Source organism: Streptomyces thermodiastaticus, from assembly GCF_014656135.1.
Classification (GTDB): domain Bacteria; phylum Actinomycetota; class Actinomycetes; order Streptomycetales; family Streptomycetaceae; genus Streptomyces; species Streptomyces thermodiastaticus.
In genome coordinates, this window is record NZ_BNBV01000030.1 from 49798 (window position 1) to 64898 (window position 15101).

Annotated in this window: 13 protein-coding genes; 10 read left to right on the top strand and 3 right to left on the bottom strand. The window is 70.3% G+C overall.

Features of this window, described 5'->3' with window-relative positions; translation table 11 throughout:
- Positions 1 to 176 precede the first annotated feature (176 nt).
- Together eccD and IE286_RS22750 are read left to right on the top strand one after the other, a co-directional pair.
- Positions 177 to 1685 carry a type VII secretion integral membrane protein EccD gene (eccD, locus tag IE286_RS22745; protein WP_189798646.1) on the top strand — a complete coding sequence of 503 codons (1509 nt, stop codon included), beginning with the start codon at positions 177 to 179 and terminating at the stop codon, positions 1683 to 1685.
- A 280-nt stretch (positions 1686 to 1965) separates the two neighbouring features.
- Positions 1966 to 3432 (top strand): outer membrane protein assembly factor BamB family protein, encoded by a 1467-nt coding sequence (locus IE286_RS22750; RefSeq protein ID WP_229863399.1) that lies wholly within the window; start codon positions 1966 to 1968, stop codon positions 3430 to 3432.
- Positions 3433 to 3588: 156 nt separating this feature from the next.
- Here IE286_RS22750 and IE286_RS22755 read toward each other — a convergent pair whose 3' ends face one another.
- Positions 3589 to 3888, bottom strand: a complete 300-nt coding sequence (locus IE286_RS22755; protein ID WP_189798632.1) for a DUF397 domain-containing protein — start codon at positions 3886 to 3888, stop codon at positions 3589 to 3591.
- 343 nt (positions 3889 to 4231) lie between these two features.
- Here IE286_RS22755 and rpsO point away from each other — a divergent pair, with 343 nt between their 5' ends.
- The 5 genes from rpsO (at position 4232) to IE286_RS22780 (ending at position 9859) form a co-directional block, all read left to right on the top strand.
- A complete protein-coding gene (gene rpsO / locus IE286_RS22760) occupies positions 4232 to 4519 on the top strand; it encodes a 30S ribosomal protein S15 (RefSeq protein ID WP_030619140.1) in 288 nt (95 codons plus the stop codon).
- Between the two features lie 432 nt (positions 4520 to 4951).
- Entirely contained in the window at positions 4952 to 7165 is a 2214-nt protein-coding gene (locus tag IE286_RS22765; RefSeq protein WP_189798633.1) for a polyribonucleotide nucleotidyltransferase, read from the top strand.
- A complete protein-coding gene (locus IE286_RS22770; RefSeq protein WP_189798634.1) occupies positions 7162 to 8541 on the top strand; it encodes a M16 family metallopeptidase in 1380 nt (459 codons plus the stop codon). The genes IE286_RS22765 and IE286_RS22770 overlap by 4 nt, the downstream gene beginning before the upstream one ends.
- Positions 8542 to 8627: 86 nt before the next feature.
- Positions 8628 to 9380 (top strand): 4-hydroxy-tetrahydrodipicolinate reductase, encoded by a 753-nt coding sequence (dapB, locus tag IE286_RS22775; RefSeq protein ID WP_189798635.1) that lies wholly within the window; start codon positions 8628 to 8630, stop codon positions 9378 to 9380.
- 23 nt (positions 9381 to 9403) lie between these two features.
- Positions 9404 to 9859, top strand: a complete 456-nt coding sequence (locus IE286_RS22780; protein ID WP_189798636.1) for a tetratricopeptide repeat protein — start codon at positions 9404 to 9406, stop codon at positions 9857 to 9859.
- Between the two features lie 92 nt (positions 9860 to 9951).
- On the opposite strand, the gene IE286_RS22785 is transcribed toward IE286_RS22780, so the two are convergent.
- A complete protein-coding gene (locus IE286_RS22785) occupies positions 9952 to 10509 on the bottom strand; it encodes an SCO5741 family PH domain-containing membrane protein (protein WP_189798637.1) in 558 nt (185 codons plus the stop codon).
- A 98-nt stretch (positions 10510 to 10607) separates the two neighbouring features.
- A complete protein-coding gene (locus IE286_RS22790; RefSeq protein WP_189798638.1) occupies positions 10608 to 10841 on the bottom strand; it encodes a hypothetical protein in 234 nt (77 codons plus the stop codon).
- Positions 10842 to 11104: 263 nt separating this feature from the next.
- Between IE286_RS22790 and thyX the strand changes: the two genes are divergently transcribed.
- The 3 genes from thyX (at position 11105) to IE286_RS22805 (ending at position 14842) form a co-directional block, all read left to right on the top strand.
- A complete protein-coding gene (gene thyX, locus IE286_RS22795) occupies positions 11105 to 11845 on the top strand; it encodes an FAD-dependent thymidylate synthase (protein ID WP_189798639.1) in 741 nt (246 codons plus the stop codon).
- A gap of 224 nt (positions 11846 to 12069) precedes the next feature.
- A complete protein-coding gene (dapA, locus tag IE286_RS22800; protein ID WP_189798640.1) occupies positions 12070 to 12969 on the top strand; it encodes a 4-hydroxy-tetrahydrodipicolinate synthase in 900 nt (299 codons plus the stop codon).
- A gap of 187 nt (positions 12970 to 13156) precedes the next feature.
- Positions 13157 to 14842 carry a ribonuclease J gene (locus IE286_RS22805; protein ID WP_189798641.1) on the top strand — a complete coding sequence of 562 codons (1686 nt, stop codon included), beginning with the start codon at positions 13157 to 13159 and terminating at the stop codon, positions 14840 to 14842.
- Positions 14843 to 15101 lie beyond the last annotated feature (259 nt).

Here is a 15101-nt window from a genome sequence, read left to right on the forward strand (position 1 = left end):
GACCTTCGCAGTGAGTGTCGCTCGCACCTCTTGTCTCGGGCTGCCGCGAGGTCCGGCAGTGGGGGAGATGCGACACGAACTCCCACCGGAACGTGCGCATGATCTTCACGGCCGGGCGCGGGCACGGCGACGTGCCGACCGGCCTCACCACCGACGAGGGGGAACAACAGGTGAGCATGACGGCCTCCGCGCCGGCCGGCGCCAACGCACGGCCGGGCACCGGAGCCCCTTCCGGGGCGGGTACCGGACTCGGTTTCTGCCGGGTCACGATCGTGGCGCCCGACAGCCGTATCGACGTGGCGCTGCCCGACGACGTGCCGGTCGCCGACCTGTACCCGGAAATCCTTCGACTGGCCCGTCAGAGCCCTGAAGAGGGCGCCCCTGTCGGCTACCACCTGGTCCGCCGGGACGGCACCGTCCTGGAGAGCTCCCGCTCCCTGGCCGCGCAGCGCATCCTGGACGGTGAACTGCTCACGCTGCGTCCGTTCGCCGAGTCGCTGCCGCCGGCCGTCTTCGACGACGTGTCGGAGGCCGTCGCCGCGGCGGTCACCCGCGACCGTGCCCTGTGGAGCGCCGACCTGACCCGGGTGGCCGGGCTGGTGGCGGCCGGTATCCTGCCCGCGCTGCTGGCGTTCGTGCTGTGGAGCTCACAGCTCCGGCATGACATGCACAGCGTCCAGGGCATACTCGCCGCCGTCGCCGGTGTACTGCTGACCACATTCGCCTGCGTCCGTGCGCGCGTGTACGACGACCAGGGCTCCGCGATCGCTCTGGGGCTGGGCGCGCTGCCGAACATCGCCGTCGGCGGCTCCGGTCTGCTGCCGGTCGCCGAGGGGCAGGGCATTGGCAGGCTGCAGTTCCTGCTCGCCTGTGCCGCCGTCCTCATCGCATCGGTCCTGCTGACCCTGGTCTCACCGAGGGGCAGCGCCCCCTTCGTCGCGTTCGTCTTCGCCTCGTCGGTCGGACTGCTCACCACGTTCATCGCCCTGCTCACCGACCTCGAGCCGATCGAGACGGCGGCGATCTGTGCGCCGCTCTCCGTGGGCGCGGTCGCCTTCCTGCCCGGCCTGTCCCTGCGCTTCGCGCGGCTGCCCGTGGGGTTCGACACGCCCGCTCCGGCACGTGCCGGCTTCACAGAGGACGAGCGGGACACGCCGGAACCCGTGGACGTCGAGCGGGTCACCGCCCAGGCCCGCCGAGGGCATGAGCTGCTTGCCGGTCTCGTCGGCGGCTGCGCGCTCGTCGCGGTGGGTGCCTCGATCGTTCTGGGGTTCTCCACCAACGTCTGGGCACAGCTGCTGGCGCTGGCGACCGGAGCGGCCATGACCCTGCGGGCCGGGCTGTTCCGTTACACGGTGCAGGTGGCGGCCCCGCTGGCCGCAGGACTCCTGGCCCTCGTCTTCCTCGGCATCGGCCTCGCGCTGCATCCGCCCGCGGACTACGTGCACGAGGCGCTGCAGGGCGACACCACCGCCCTGGACGTCCGCGGCCTCTGGCTGGCGGCGGCTATCGGTGCTGTGATTGCCCTGGTCACCGCGGTCGGACTGATCGTGCCGAAGCGTGGCGTCAGCCCCTTCTGGGGCCGGTTCCTGGAGATCGCCGAGAGCTTCGTCCTGCTCACCCTGGTCCCGCTGGCCCTGGCCGTCTTCGACGTGTACGCGACCGTCCGGTCCATGACCAGCTGACGGGCGGCCGCTCCCGTCGGCACGACACCCGTGCTGTGCGCAGGGGGTCACGGGGAGGCGCCGCAACCGGGCGAGGGGCGCTTGCCGCCTTCGGCGCTGCCGCTCTCGGACCGGTCCGCACGGGGTGGGAGCGGAGCCCCGCACTGCGGGAGTTTCAGCCGGCGCGTGAGGTGGAGGGGCCGCCCACGCCGGACGGACGTGAGCGCCGCGCTCGGTCAGGCATCGGCCCCTCCGGTCACGAAAGGCTCGTCCACACGTGAGCTACGGTCCACCCCCTTCCATGTACACCCAGTCGGCCGTGGCGGCCGACCAGGCCCGCAGACGTCGGCGCAGGACCGGCATCCTCGCCGTCGCCGTCGCGCTGGTCCTGGTGGCCGCGGGCGGGCTGTCGTGGTGGTTCCTGACGCGAGAAGGGACTCCTGGGCATGGCAAGCAGGCGGCGGCACCGGGCCCGGACGAGATCCGCAACACCGTGGAGACGGCCCCCGCCTCGCCCGAAGGCCGGAACGTCATCGAGCATTACGCCGAGCACCTCGATGACAACGACGAGGAGCATCCTCTCCACACACCCGGTACCTGGGCCACCGACAAGATCCTCGCCCGCGGCGTCGCCGACCGCGTCGAGGGCTACAAGATCAGCGACACGTACGACGAGACGGTCTGGACCCTCGAACTCGGTGGCCACATATGCGCCGTCAGCCAGCACGTCACGGTCGACGGGCGCACAGCGGTCGTCATCCAGCCGCACAGGAAGGCCGGGGCCCCGGACGCCAGCGTCTGCGACGAGGTGGTCTTCTTCGACCTGAACACGGGGCGGAAGCTGTGGCAGAAGAAGATGCCGTCGGCGGACTTCGCCTACGTCACGAACACCAATCTCACGCTGACCGAGGGCGTCGTCGCCGTCGCCTGGGGCCATGGCTCGGTGGCGTACGACATGAAGAGCGGCCGTCAGCTCTGGAACAGCACGCCGGGCTCTCGCTGCGAGGACTCCGGCTTCGCGGGCGGACGCGCGCTGCTCGCCCTCGAAAAATGCGGACAGGGAAACACCGCCACCTACCGCGTCCAGAAGCTCGACCCCCGCACCGGCAAGCCGCAGTGGACCTACCAGGCCGCGAGCGGGGTCGCTGCCGTCTACCTGCCCTCCTCCGAGCCGCCGGTCCTCGCCGTCGCCGCCGGCGACACCATGGTCACCGACCTGATCACGCTCGACGACCAGGGCCGCCACCTGACCACCATCTCCCTGCACGACTACGACCCCAGGTGCGGCAGCAGGGACAACGGGTTCTTCGGCGTGCTCGAGCACTGCGAAGGTGTGGTCGTGGGCCGCACCCAGGCGTACGTCACGAGCAAGCACGACTACAGCGACCATGGGCCGTCCAACTGGATCGTGGCGTTCGACCTGAAGACCGGGAAGACGCAGGGCAAGTTCGACGGCCGTTATCTGCAGAAGGTGGAGCCGCTGCGCATGAGTGGCGACGAGCTGCTGATCTACCGCGAAAGCGCCGCCCCCCTCGCCCCGGGCGCCCTGGTCAGTTGGAATCCGCGCACCGACAAGGAGACCCTTCTGCTGCTCTTCCAGCTGCCCGACGACGACGGATACGACCTCAGCGACCCGGAGCAGACGGACATCGTCGCCGAGAAGGGCAGGATCTTCTTCGGGCCGCGTCGGCTCGTCCGCAACGAAGACTCGCCCAAGGACGATGTGCTGCTGGCGGTCGGTTATGGCAGCGCCGGCCTGAAGCACTGAGGACGCCGGCGACCGGCACCCATGACGAAGGGGGGCCGACACCCAGGGCAGGCGACCGGCGCCCGGGACGGACGACCGGCACCCACACAAGCGGGGCGGCACCCCCATGCCGCCCCGCCCCGCCTCACAGCGCTGTGCCGTGCCCGGCCCCGGGCCTCACTTCCCGTTGCCGCCGGGCTCGTCCTGCTCCGGCGCCGGTTCCAGGTCGAACTCCCCGTCCCGGGCGCCCAGCACGAAGGCACGCCACTCGGCCTCGGTGTAGCGCAGCACCGTGTCGTGGTCGAGGGAGGAGCGCATGGCGACGCCGCCGCCGGGAAGGTAGGCGATCTCGACGCGCTCCTCGTGGTCCTCGGTGCCGGGTGCGCAGTGCCATTCCACGCCCGAGATGTCCAGGGCGTACAGTTCGTCGCGCTCCCGTTCCTTGCGTGCCTTGATCTCCGCTTCCGTCTCCGTCATGCCGTAGCGACCCCTTCCCGACGTAGTGACGGCGTGGCAGGACCCCGGCGCGTGGTACGCCCCCGGTGACGAGGCCGGTACCCGACGTGCAGTGTCCTCGGCCTCACCCTAGTGGCCCGCGCGGTCCCGGCAGGCGGCTTGTGCGGACCGGTGCGAAGGCGGGCCCTGGCGCCTGGTAACCTGAGTGGCGGCCGTTTGTGTACGCACCCCCGGCGCATCCGCAGGTGATCCTGCCCGCCCTGGGGGCCGCGCCCAGCGAGCCCGGCCTCCCGAGTCATGGAAGCTCCCCCGAGAAGAAGACCAGGGGCACTCGGTGGCACTCGAAAGAGCATGAGGAGTACGCGTGTCGCTCGACGCCGCCACGAAGAAGCAGATCATCGCCGAGTTCGGTACCAAGGAGGGTGACACCGGCTCCCCCGAGGTCCAGGTCGCCCTGCTCTCGCGTCGGATCTCCGACCTGACCGAGCACCTCAAGACCCACAAGCACGACCACCACTCCCGCCGCGGCCTGCTGATCCTGGTCGGTCAGCGCCGCCGCCTGCTGCAGTACCTCGCCAAGAAGGACATCCAGCGCTTCCGTACGCTGGTCGACCGCCTCGGCATCCGCCGTGGTGCTGCGGGCGCCAAGTAAGACGCCGTGAAGGGAGCGGTTCCCGTCGGACAGGGGACCGCTCCCTTCGCTGTATGTGCCCGTAGGTGCTCGCTGTACGTGTGCACGGCGGCTCCGCTCCGTCACGCACCGCGGCCCAGCCGCACCGCGGGCACGAGCCGTGCACGTCCTGCGCGGTCGCGGGACGTGCGGACTGTCAGTGCCGCTTTGTACTGTGGTACCAGAAGGCACTACGCATGACACAGTGTGATGGCCCATCCCCGGCAGGGGCCGGGCCGGGCGCACGACGAACGAGGAGGAGCGCGCCTCGACGCCGCCGGTCCTCGGTAGTGGCCCCCGGGGATGAGCCCCGGGTGCTTCGATCGAAGACCGGCCCGCACCGCACGGAGCGCTTCTCCGCCACCGTCCCCCTGCCGCACGGGCGGGAGGGACGAGGACGAGGAGAAAACGCTAGTGGAGAACGAAACCCACTACGCCGAAGCCGTGATCGACAACGGTTCCTTCGGCACCCGCACCATCCGCTTCGAGACGGGCCGCCTGGCCAAGCAGGCCGCCGGCTCCGCGGTGGCGTACCTGGACGACGAGACCATGGTGCTGTCGGCCACCACCGCCTCCAAGAACCCCAAGGACCAGCTCGACTTCTTCCCGCTCACGGTCGACGTCGAGGAGCGGATGTACGCCGCCGGCAAGATCCCCGGCAGCTTCTTCCGCCGTGAGGGCCGGCCCAGCGAGGACGCGATCCTCACCTGCCGCCTCATCGACCGCCCGCTGCGCCCCTCCTTCAAGAAGGGCCTGCGCAACGAGATCCAGATCGTCGCCACGGTCATGGCGCTCAACCCCGACCATCTGTACGACGTCGTGGCGATCAACGCCGCCTCCGCGTCGACGCAGCTGGCCGGCCTGCCCTTCTCCGGCCCGATCGGCGGCGTCCGCGTCGCGCTGATCAACGGCCAGTGGGTCGCCTTCCCGACGCACACCGAGCTGGAGAGCGCCGTCTTCGACATGGTCGTCGCCGGCCGTGTCCTGGAGGACGGCGACGTCGCGATCATGATGGTCGAGGCCGAGGCCACCGAGAAGACCGTCAAGCTGATCGAGGGCGGCGCCGAGGCCCCCACCGAGGAGGTCGTCGCCGCCGGTCTGGAGGCCGCCAAGCCCTTCATCAAGGTGCTGTGCAAGGCCCAGTCGGACCTCGCCGCCAAGGCCGCCAAGCCGACCACCGAGTTCCCGATCTTCCTCGACTACCAGGACGACGTCCTGGAGGCGCTGACCGCCGCGGTCAAGCCCGAGCTGGCGCAGGCGCTCACCATCGCCGGCAAGCAGGAGCGCGAGGCCGAGCTGGACCGGGTCAAGAACCTGGCCGCCGAGAAGCTGCTGCCCGAGTTCGAGGGCCGCGAGAAGGAGATCTCCGCCGCCTACCGCGCGCTGACCAAGCAGCTGGTCCGCGAGCGCGTCATCAAGGAGAAGAAGCGCATCGACGGCCGCGGTGTCACCGACATCCGCACCCTGGCCGCCGAGGTCGAGGCCATCCCGCGGGTCCACGGCTCGGCGCTGTTCGAGCGCGGCGAGACCCAGATCCTGGGCGTCACCACGCTGAACATGCTGCGCATGGAGCAGCAGCTGGACACCCTCTCCCCGGTGACCCGCAAGCGCTACATGCACAACTACAACTTCCCGCCGTACTCCACCGGTGAGACCGGCCGCGTCGGCTCCCCCAAGCGCCGCGAGATCGGTCACGGAGCCCTGGCCGAGCGGGCCCTCATCCCGGTGCTGCCCTCGCGCGAGGAGTTCCCGTACGCGATCCGCCAGGTCTCCGAGGCCCTCGGCTCCAACGGCTCGACGTCGATGGGTTCGGTCTGCGCCTCCACCATGTCGCTGCTGAACGCCGGTGTGCCGCTGAAGGCCCCGGTCGCCGGCATCGCCATGGGCCTGATCTCCCAGGAGATCGACGGCGAGACGCACTACGTCACCCTCACCGACATCCTCGGTGCGGAGGACGCCTTCGGTGACATGGACTTCAAGGTCGCCGGCACCCGGGAGTTCGTCACCGCCCTCCAGCTCGACACCAAGCTGGACGGCATCCCGGCCTCCGTCCTGGCCGCCGCCCTGAAGCAGGCCCGCGACGCCCGCCTCCACATCCTCGACGTGATGATGGAAGCGATCGACCGCCCGGACGAGATGTCCCCGAACGCGCCGCGGATCATCACCGTGAAGATCCCGGTCGACAAGATCGGCGAGGTCATCGGCCCGAAGGGCAAGATGATCAACCAGATCCAGGAGGACACCGGCGCCGAGATCACCATCGAGGACGACGGCACCATCTACATCGGTGCCTCCGACGGCCCCTCCGCCGAGGCCGCCCGCGCCACGATCAACAGCATCGCCAACCCGACGATGCCGGAGGTCGGCGAGCGCTACCTCGGCACGGTCGTGAAGACGACCACCTTCGGTGCGTTCGTCTCCCTGCTGCCCGGCAAGGACGGTCTGCTGCACATCTCGCAGATCCGCAAGCTGGCCGGCGGCAAGCGTGTGGAGAACGTCGAGGACGTGCTCGGTGTGGGCCAGAAGGTCCAGGTCGAGATCGCCGAGATCGACTCCCGCGGCAAGCTCTCCCTCGTCCCCGTGCTCGAGGGCGAGGAAGCGAACGAGAAGGACGCCGCCGCCAAGTGACGTCGCGTGGCTTCAAGGCGACGGCCCGCACCTCTCCGGAGGGGCGGGCCGTCGCCCGTACCCAAACCCTCATCAAGGGCACCAACGGCATCGGCACCGTGCGCCGCACCACCCTCCCGGGCGGCCTGCGCATCGTCACCGAGACCCTGCCGTCCGTGCGCTCGGCCACCTTCGGTATCTGGGCGCACGTCGGCTCCCGCGACGAGACCCGCTCGCTCGGCGGTGCCACGCACTACCTGGAGCACCTGCTCTTCAAGGGCACCGCGCGCCGCTCCGCGCTGGACATCTCCGCCGCCCTGGACGCCGTCGGCGGCGAGATGAACGCGTTCACGGCCAAGGAGTACACCTGCTACTACGCGCGGGTGCTCGACACCGACCTGCCGCTGGCCATCGACGTCGTCTGCGACATGCTCACCGGCTCGCTCATCCGCGAGGAGGACGTCGACGTCGAGCGCGGCGCGATCCTCGAAGAGATCGCCATGACCGAGGACGACCCCGGCGACTGCGTGCACGACCTGTTCGCCCACACCATGTTCGGCGACAGCCCCCTCGGCCGCCCGGTCCTCGGCACCGTCGACACGGTCAACGCGCTCACCGCCGACCGCATCCGCCGCTTCTACAAGAAGCACTACGGCCCGACCCATCTCGTGGTCGCCTGCGCCGGCAACATCGACCACGCCAAGGTCGTACGCCAGGTCCGCGCCGCCTTCGAGAAGGCCGGCGCCCTCACGGACCCGCAGGCCGTGCCCGTCGCCCCGCGCGACGGACGGCGCGTCGTGCGCACCGCGGGCCGCGTGGAACTGCTCGGCCGCAAGACCGAGCAGGCCCACCTGGTGCTGGGCATGCCCGGCCTGGCCCGCACCGACGAGCGCCGCTGGGCCCTCGGCGTCCTCAACACCGCCCTGGGCGGCGGCATGTCCTCCCGGCTCTTCCAGGAGATCCGGGAGAAGCGCGGCCTGGCCTACAGCGTGTACTCCTACACCTCCGGCTTCGCCGACTGCGGTCTGTTCGGCGTCTACGCCGGCTGCCGGCCCAGCCAGGTGCACGACGTGCTGCGGATCTGCCGCGACGAACTCGACCGCGTCGCCGAGAACGGCCTGAGCGACGAGGAGATCAGCCGCGCCATCGGGCAGCTGCAGGGCTCCACCGTCCTCGGTTTGGAGGACACCGGGGCGCTGATGAACCGTATCGGCAAGAGCGAGCTGTGCTGGGGCGAGCAGATCTCCGTCGACGACATGCTGGCCCGGATGGCGGCGGTGACCCCGGACGAGGTCCGCGAGGTCGCCCGGGACATCCTCGGACAGCGGCCGTCGCTGTCGGTCATCGGCCCGCTCAAGGACAAGCAGGCCGCCGGACTGCACGCGGCGGTCTCCTGACCGCCCCGGGCCGTACGATCACTGGTCACCACCCCGCTGCACCCGGCCCGCGGGCCGGGCAGCCCCGGTCGTAAGGAAGCTGAGAGATGAGCAAGCTGCGCGTGGCGGTCCTCGGTGCCAAGGGAAGGATCGGTTCCGAGGCCGTACGGGCCGTTCAGGCCGCCGACGACATGGAACTGGTCGCCGCCCTCGGCCGGGGCGACGCCCTGCAGACCCTGGTCGACACCGGCGCCCAGGTGGCGGTCGAACTGACCACCCCCGCGTCGGTCATGGACAACCTCGAGTTCTGCGTCCGCAACGGCATCCACGCCGTCGTCGGCACCACCGGCTGGACCGACGAGCGCCTCGCCCGGCTGAAGGACTGGCTCGCCGCCTCCCCGGACACCGGTGTGCTCATCGCTCCGAACTTTTCCATCGGGGCCGTGCTGACCATGAAGTTCGCGCAGATCGCCGCGCCGCTGTTCGAATCCGTCGAGGTCGTCGAGCTGCACCACCCGAACAAGGTGGACGCCCCCTCCGGCACCGCCACCCGCACCGCCCAGCTCATCGCCGAGGCCCGCCGCCGGGCCGGCACCGCCCCGGCACCGGACGCCACCGCGACCGCGCTGGACGGCGCCCGCGGCGCCGACGTCGACGGTGTGCCGGTGCACGCGGTGCGGCTGCGCGGCCTGCTCGCCCACCAGGAGGTCCTGCTCGGCGGCGAGGGCGAGACGCTCACCATCCGGCACGACTCGCTGCACCACAGCAGCTTCATGCCCGGCGTCCTGCTCGGTGTGCGCCGCGTGGTGTCCGCCCCCGGCCTGACCTTCGGCCTGGAACACTTCCTCGACCTCGGCTGAGCGAAGAGAGACCCGAGCTTCCCATGCGCGCGAAGATCACCTACATCGTCACGGCCGCCGTCCTGGTCTTCTACTTCGTCCTGGTCGGCAGCCGTGGCGTGCTGCTCATCCAGTCCGGCACGCCCGTCACGGTCGCCCTCGGCATCGCCGTACTGATCCTGCCGGTGATCGGCCTGTGGTTCCTGTGGAAGAACACCCAGTTCGTCCGCCGGGCCAACCAGCTCGCCGCGGAGCTCGACGCCGAGGGCGGCCTGCCCGTCGACGAGCTCAAGCGCACCCCCAGCGGGCGCATCGACCGCGACTCGGCCGACGAGGTCTTCGCCAAGCGCAAGGCCGAGACGGAGGCCGCCCCCGACGACTGGCGCACCTGGTTCCGTCTCGCCGTCGCCTACCACGACGCCCGGGACACCGCACGCGCCCGCAAGGCGATGCAGCGCGCCATCGCCCTGCACGACGGCAAACCACTGCCGTTGCCCTGAGACGCCGGCGCCGCGATCCGTGCGGTACGTCCGTGCCCCGGCGCACCGCGGCGATGTTTCCGGCACCGCGGTGACGTGCCGTGCCGGGGCCGTCAGCGGCCCCGGTACTCCTCCGCCCAGGCCTCCACCGTGTCCGCGGCCCGGTCGAAGGCCGGCGGACGCCCCAGAAAGTCGGCGTTGTGCGTGGTCAGCAGCGGCGGAGCGTCCTGCGCATCCCGGTCCCGGTGGCGCCGCAGCACCAGGGCCTGCCCCTGGACCGTGCGCGGAAGCCCCAGCCACCGCACCGGCTGCTGCAGCGTGCGCACCGCGGCCACCTGCGCCCACGGCGTCGTGCGGGTGACGAGGAAACGCACCTGGCGCAGGCCGCGGGCGCTGACCCACACGCCCATGCGCAGCAGCCGCAGCGCGCCGGCGATGACGGCCAGACCGACGGCGCAGCACACCGCCGCCGAGGCCGGGTCGCCGGTCAGCGTGATCGCGACCCCGGCGAGCAGGACGAACGAGGAAAGCAGCAGGATCAGCGCGGCGGCGCCCACCCGCCACGGCCCGGGCCGGTAGGGACGCCGCCAGCGCTCCGGTGCGTCACTGGGCAGGGCGACGTCGTCGTCCGTGTCGAAAGCGCGGTCGGCCGTCAGGAAGGGCAGGGGCACGGCTGGTCCTCACTCGGTCCCGGCAGGGGCTGTGCCGGTGAGGCTATCCGGCTGTGCCCGCGCTCACCACCCGCGGGGGCCGACGGAGCGGCCCCGGCTCAGCGGCTCTGCGCGGCCTGCTGCGTCTGCGCCGGCCCGTCGTCGGCCGACAGCGCGGGCATCCCCAGGATCAGCGACCCCACGAGCCCTGCGACGACGGTCAGGCCCAGCAGGCACCGCCCGGCGATCTGGCCGGGGGTCGGCCGCGGCCGGGGCGGGGGAGTGACATTGCTGCGGAACCTGTCGGCCTCGGCGACGAAGGCGAACGGGACAGACTCCCGCCGGACGGACATCGGCGCTCGGCTCCTTTCCTTTCTCTGCCGGCGACACAGTGATCGAACGCGGGTACGTGGCTCATACACGCGTGGGTGTCTCACTCCTACAGACGCACGACGGGTGCGAAAGGTGCCCGCTTACCCGGGATTCTCCGGCCTTCACCGGCGATGTCGCGGACCGGCACCGAACGTCCCGGTGTCAGTGCCGGGCCGTAGAGTGGGCGGCGCCCGAGAGACCTGCCGGGCCGCCCGCACGACGTGACGAAAGGGACCCGCGAAACGTGACCGACACCCCCGCCGACGACCTGAAGATCAGCTTCCGCAGCGATGTGACCGTCGAGCTGGTCAAGCACACCGCGTCGGACGCCGACGTGCTGTTCGCAGCGCGTGTCTCGACCCTCGGCGAGCAGTCTCTGGACGAACTGCAGAAGGACCCGGAGCGCTCCAAGGGCCTGATCAACTTTCTGATGCGGGACCGGCACGGCAGCCCCTTCGAGCACAACTCGATGACGTTCTTCATCAGCGCCCCGATCTTCGTCTTCCGCGAGTTCATGCGGCACCGCGTCGGCTGGTCGTACAACGAGGAGTCCGGGCGCTACCGCCGGCTGGAGCCCGTCTTCTACATCCCCGATGCCTCCCGCAAGCTGGTCCAGGAGGGCCGGCCCGGCAAGTACCACTTCGTCGAGGGCACCCAGGCCCAGCAGGAGCTGGTCGGCCGGGTGATGGAGGACTCCTACCGGCAGTCCTACGAGGCCTACCAGGAGATGCTCGCCGCCGGCGTCGCCCGCGAGGTGGCCCGCTCGGTCCTGCCCGTGGGCCTGTACTCGTCGATGTACGCCACCTGCAACGCCCGCTCCCTGATGCACTTCCTCGGCCTGCGCACCCAGCACGAGCTGGCCAAGGTGCCCTCCTTCCCGCAGCGGGAGATCGAGATGGTGGGCGAGAAGATGGAGGCCGAGTGGGCGAAACTCATGCCGCTCACCTACGCCGCTTTCAACGCCAACGGCCGAGTCGCACCGTAAGGCGGATATCGGCCCTCTCGCCGACCTTGATGCCGCTCCCGGGGTGCGGGTCATCCGCGCGAAGTGTCCGTATTGCGGCCTTTATAGGTATTCATCTAGCCTGAACAAACGGACCCGGCACTGCTTGAACCCCCGAGCAGGCAGTGCCGGGCTCCGCCTTTGTCAGGACTTGTCACCCTCCCCGAGTAGAGCCCTTGCGCCGGGCAGCGAGTAGCGTGTTACCCATGGCTCCGACCTCGACTCCGCAGACCCCCTTCGGGCGGGTCCTCACCGCCATGGTCACGCCCTTCACGGCGGACGGCGCACTCGACCTCGACGGCGCACAGCGGCTCGCCACCCACCTGGTGGACGCAGGCAACGACGGCCTGGTCGTCAACGGCACCACCGGCGAGTCACCCACCACCAGCGATGCGGAGAAAGCGGACCTGATCCGCGCGGTCCTGGAGGCGGTCGGCGACCGCGCCCACGTCGTGGCCGGCGTCGGCACCAACGACACCCACCACAGCATCGAGCTGGCCCGCGCCGCCGAGCAGGCCGGCGCGCACGGCCTGCTCACCGTCACGCCGTACTACAACAAGCCCCCCCAGGAGGGCCTGTACCGGCACTTCACGGCCATCGCCGACGCCACCGGCCTGCCGGTGATGCTCTACGACATCCCCGGCCGCAGCGGCGTCCCGATCAGCACCGAGACGATCGTCCGCCTCGCCGAGCACCCGCGCATCGTCGCCAACAAGGACGCCAAGGGCGACCTGGGCCGCGCCAGCTGGGCCATCGCCCGCTCCGGCCTCGCCTGGTACTCCGGCGACGACATGCTGAACCTGCCGCTGCTCTCCGTGGGCGCGGTCGGCTTCGTCTCGGTCGTCGGCCACGTCGCCACCCCGGATCTGCGTGCCCTGATCGACGCCTTCACCTCCGGTGACGTCCAGAAGGCCACCGAGATCCACCAGAAGCTGCTGCCGATCTACACTGGCATGTTCCGCACCCAGGGCGTCATGACCACCAAGGCCGCCCTCGCGCTGCAGGGGCTGCCCGGCGGCCCGCTGCGGCCCCCCATGATCGAGCTGACCGAGGAAGAGACCGAGCAGCTCAAGATCGATCTTGCTGCCGGCGGGGTACAGCTCTGACACCGAGACTTCGCGGGAAACCCCGCACCGCCCGGCCTCGTCCCCGCAGTACGGGGCGCCGGGCGACACAACTGAACAAGCAGGACCACCGGTGCCTGCACCACCGACAACGACAACTGCTCTTGCACGAACGTCATGCGCGCCACGTGCCCACCGGTACGTGGCGCGCGTGGTTGAGGAGAATCTTTTGAGCCATCCGCACCCTGAACTCGGCCCGCCTCCGCCTCTGGCCGAAGGCGGCCTGCGTGTCACCCCGCTCGGCGGCCTCGGTGAGATCGGCCGCAACATGACGGTCTTCGAATTCGGCGGACGTCTGCTGATCGTCGACTGCGGAGTGCTCTTCCCCGAGGAGGAGCAGCCCGGAATCGACCTGATCCTGCCCGACTTCTCGTGCATCCGGGACCGTCTCGACGACATCGAGGGCATCGTCCTCACCCACGGCCACGAGGACCACATCGGCGGCGTGCCCTATCTCCTGCGGGAGAAGCCGGACATTCCGCTGATCGGCTCCAAGCTGACCCTCGCCCTCATCGAGGCCAAGCTGCAGGAGCACCGCATCCGCCCCTACACCCTGCAGGTCGCCGAGGGGCAGCGGGAGCGCCTCGGGCCCTTCGACTGCGAGTTCATCGCGGTCAACCACTCCATCCCCGACGCGCTCGCGGTCGCGATCCGCACGCCCGTCGGCATGGTCGTGCACACCGGCGACTTCAAGATGGACCAGCTGCCGCTGGACAACCGTCTGACCGACCTGCACACCTTCGCCCGGCTGAGCGAGGAGGGCATCGACCTCCTCCTCACCGACTCCACGAACGCCGAGGTCCCCGGGTTCACGCCGCACGAGCGGGACATTTCCGGCGTGCTGCGCCAGGTCTTCGCCGGCGCCCGCAAGCGGATCATCGTGGCGAGCTTCGCCAGCCACGTCCACCGCATCCAGCAGATCCTGGACGCGGCCTACGAATACGGCCGCCGTGTCGCCTTCGTCGGCCGCTCGATGGTGCGCAACATGGGCATCGCCCGGGACCTCGGCTATCTGCGGGTGCCGCCGGGCCTGGTCGTGGACGTCAAGACGCTCGACGACCTCCCGGACCACGAGGTGGTCCTGGTCTGCACGGGCTCGCAGGGCGAACCGATGGCGGCCCTGTCCCGCATGGCCAACCGGGACCACCAGATCCGCATCGTCGAGGGCGACACGGTGATCCTGGCATCCTCGCTGATCCCGGGCAACGAGAACGCGGTCTACCGCGTGATCAACGGCCTCACCCGCTGGGGCGCCAACGTCGTGCACAAGGGCAACGCCAAGGTGCATGTCTCGGGCCACGCCTCGGCCGGTGAGCTGCTGTACTTCTACAACATCTGCCGGCCCAGGAACCTGATGCCGGTCCACGGCGAATGGCGGCATCTGCGGGCCAACGCCGAGCTGGGTGCCCTCACCGGCATCCCGCACGACCGCATCGTCATCGCCGAGGACGGCGTGACCGTCGACCTCGTCGAGGGCAAGGCCAAGATCTCCGGCAAGGTGCAGGCCGGCTACGTCTACGTCGACGGCCTCTCCGTCGGCGACGTCGGCGAGCCGGCGCTGAAGGACCGCAAGATCCTCGGGGACGAGGGCATCATCTCGGTCTTCGTGGTGGTCGACGCCACCTCCGGCAAGGTGACCGGCGGCCCGCACATCCAGGCCCGCGGCTCCGGCATCGAGGATTCGGCCTTCGCCGACGTCATCCCGAAGATCTCGGACGCCCTGGAGAAGTCGGCACAGGAGGGCATCGCCGACACTCACCAGATGCAGCAGATCATCCGCCGCACGCTGGGCAAGTGGGTCTCGGACACCTACCGGCGCAGGCCGATGATCCTCCCGGTCGTCGTGGAGGTCTGACGTCCCGTCGGCCTCGGCCCCGACGGGACCGGTACGACGCTCAACTGATGGCGGGGCGCCTCGATTTGCATCGGGGCGCCCCGCTCCAGTACGTTTACGACCCCGCCCACACGGGTAGCCGGGACGCCTCGGCGTGCCGGACCATGATCCCGGCAAGGGGGCGGGAAATCCGGCTCAGAAGCTCTGATAAAGTCGGAGCCGCCGGAAAGGGAAACGCGAGAGCGGGAACCTGGAAAGCGCCGAGGACATCGGATCGGAA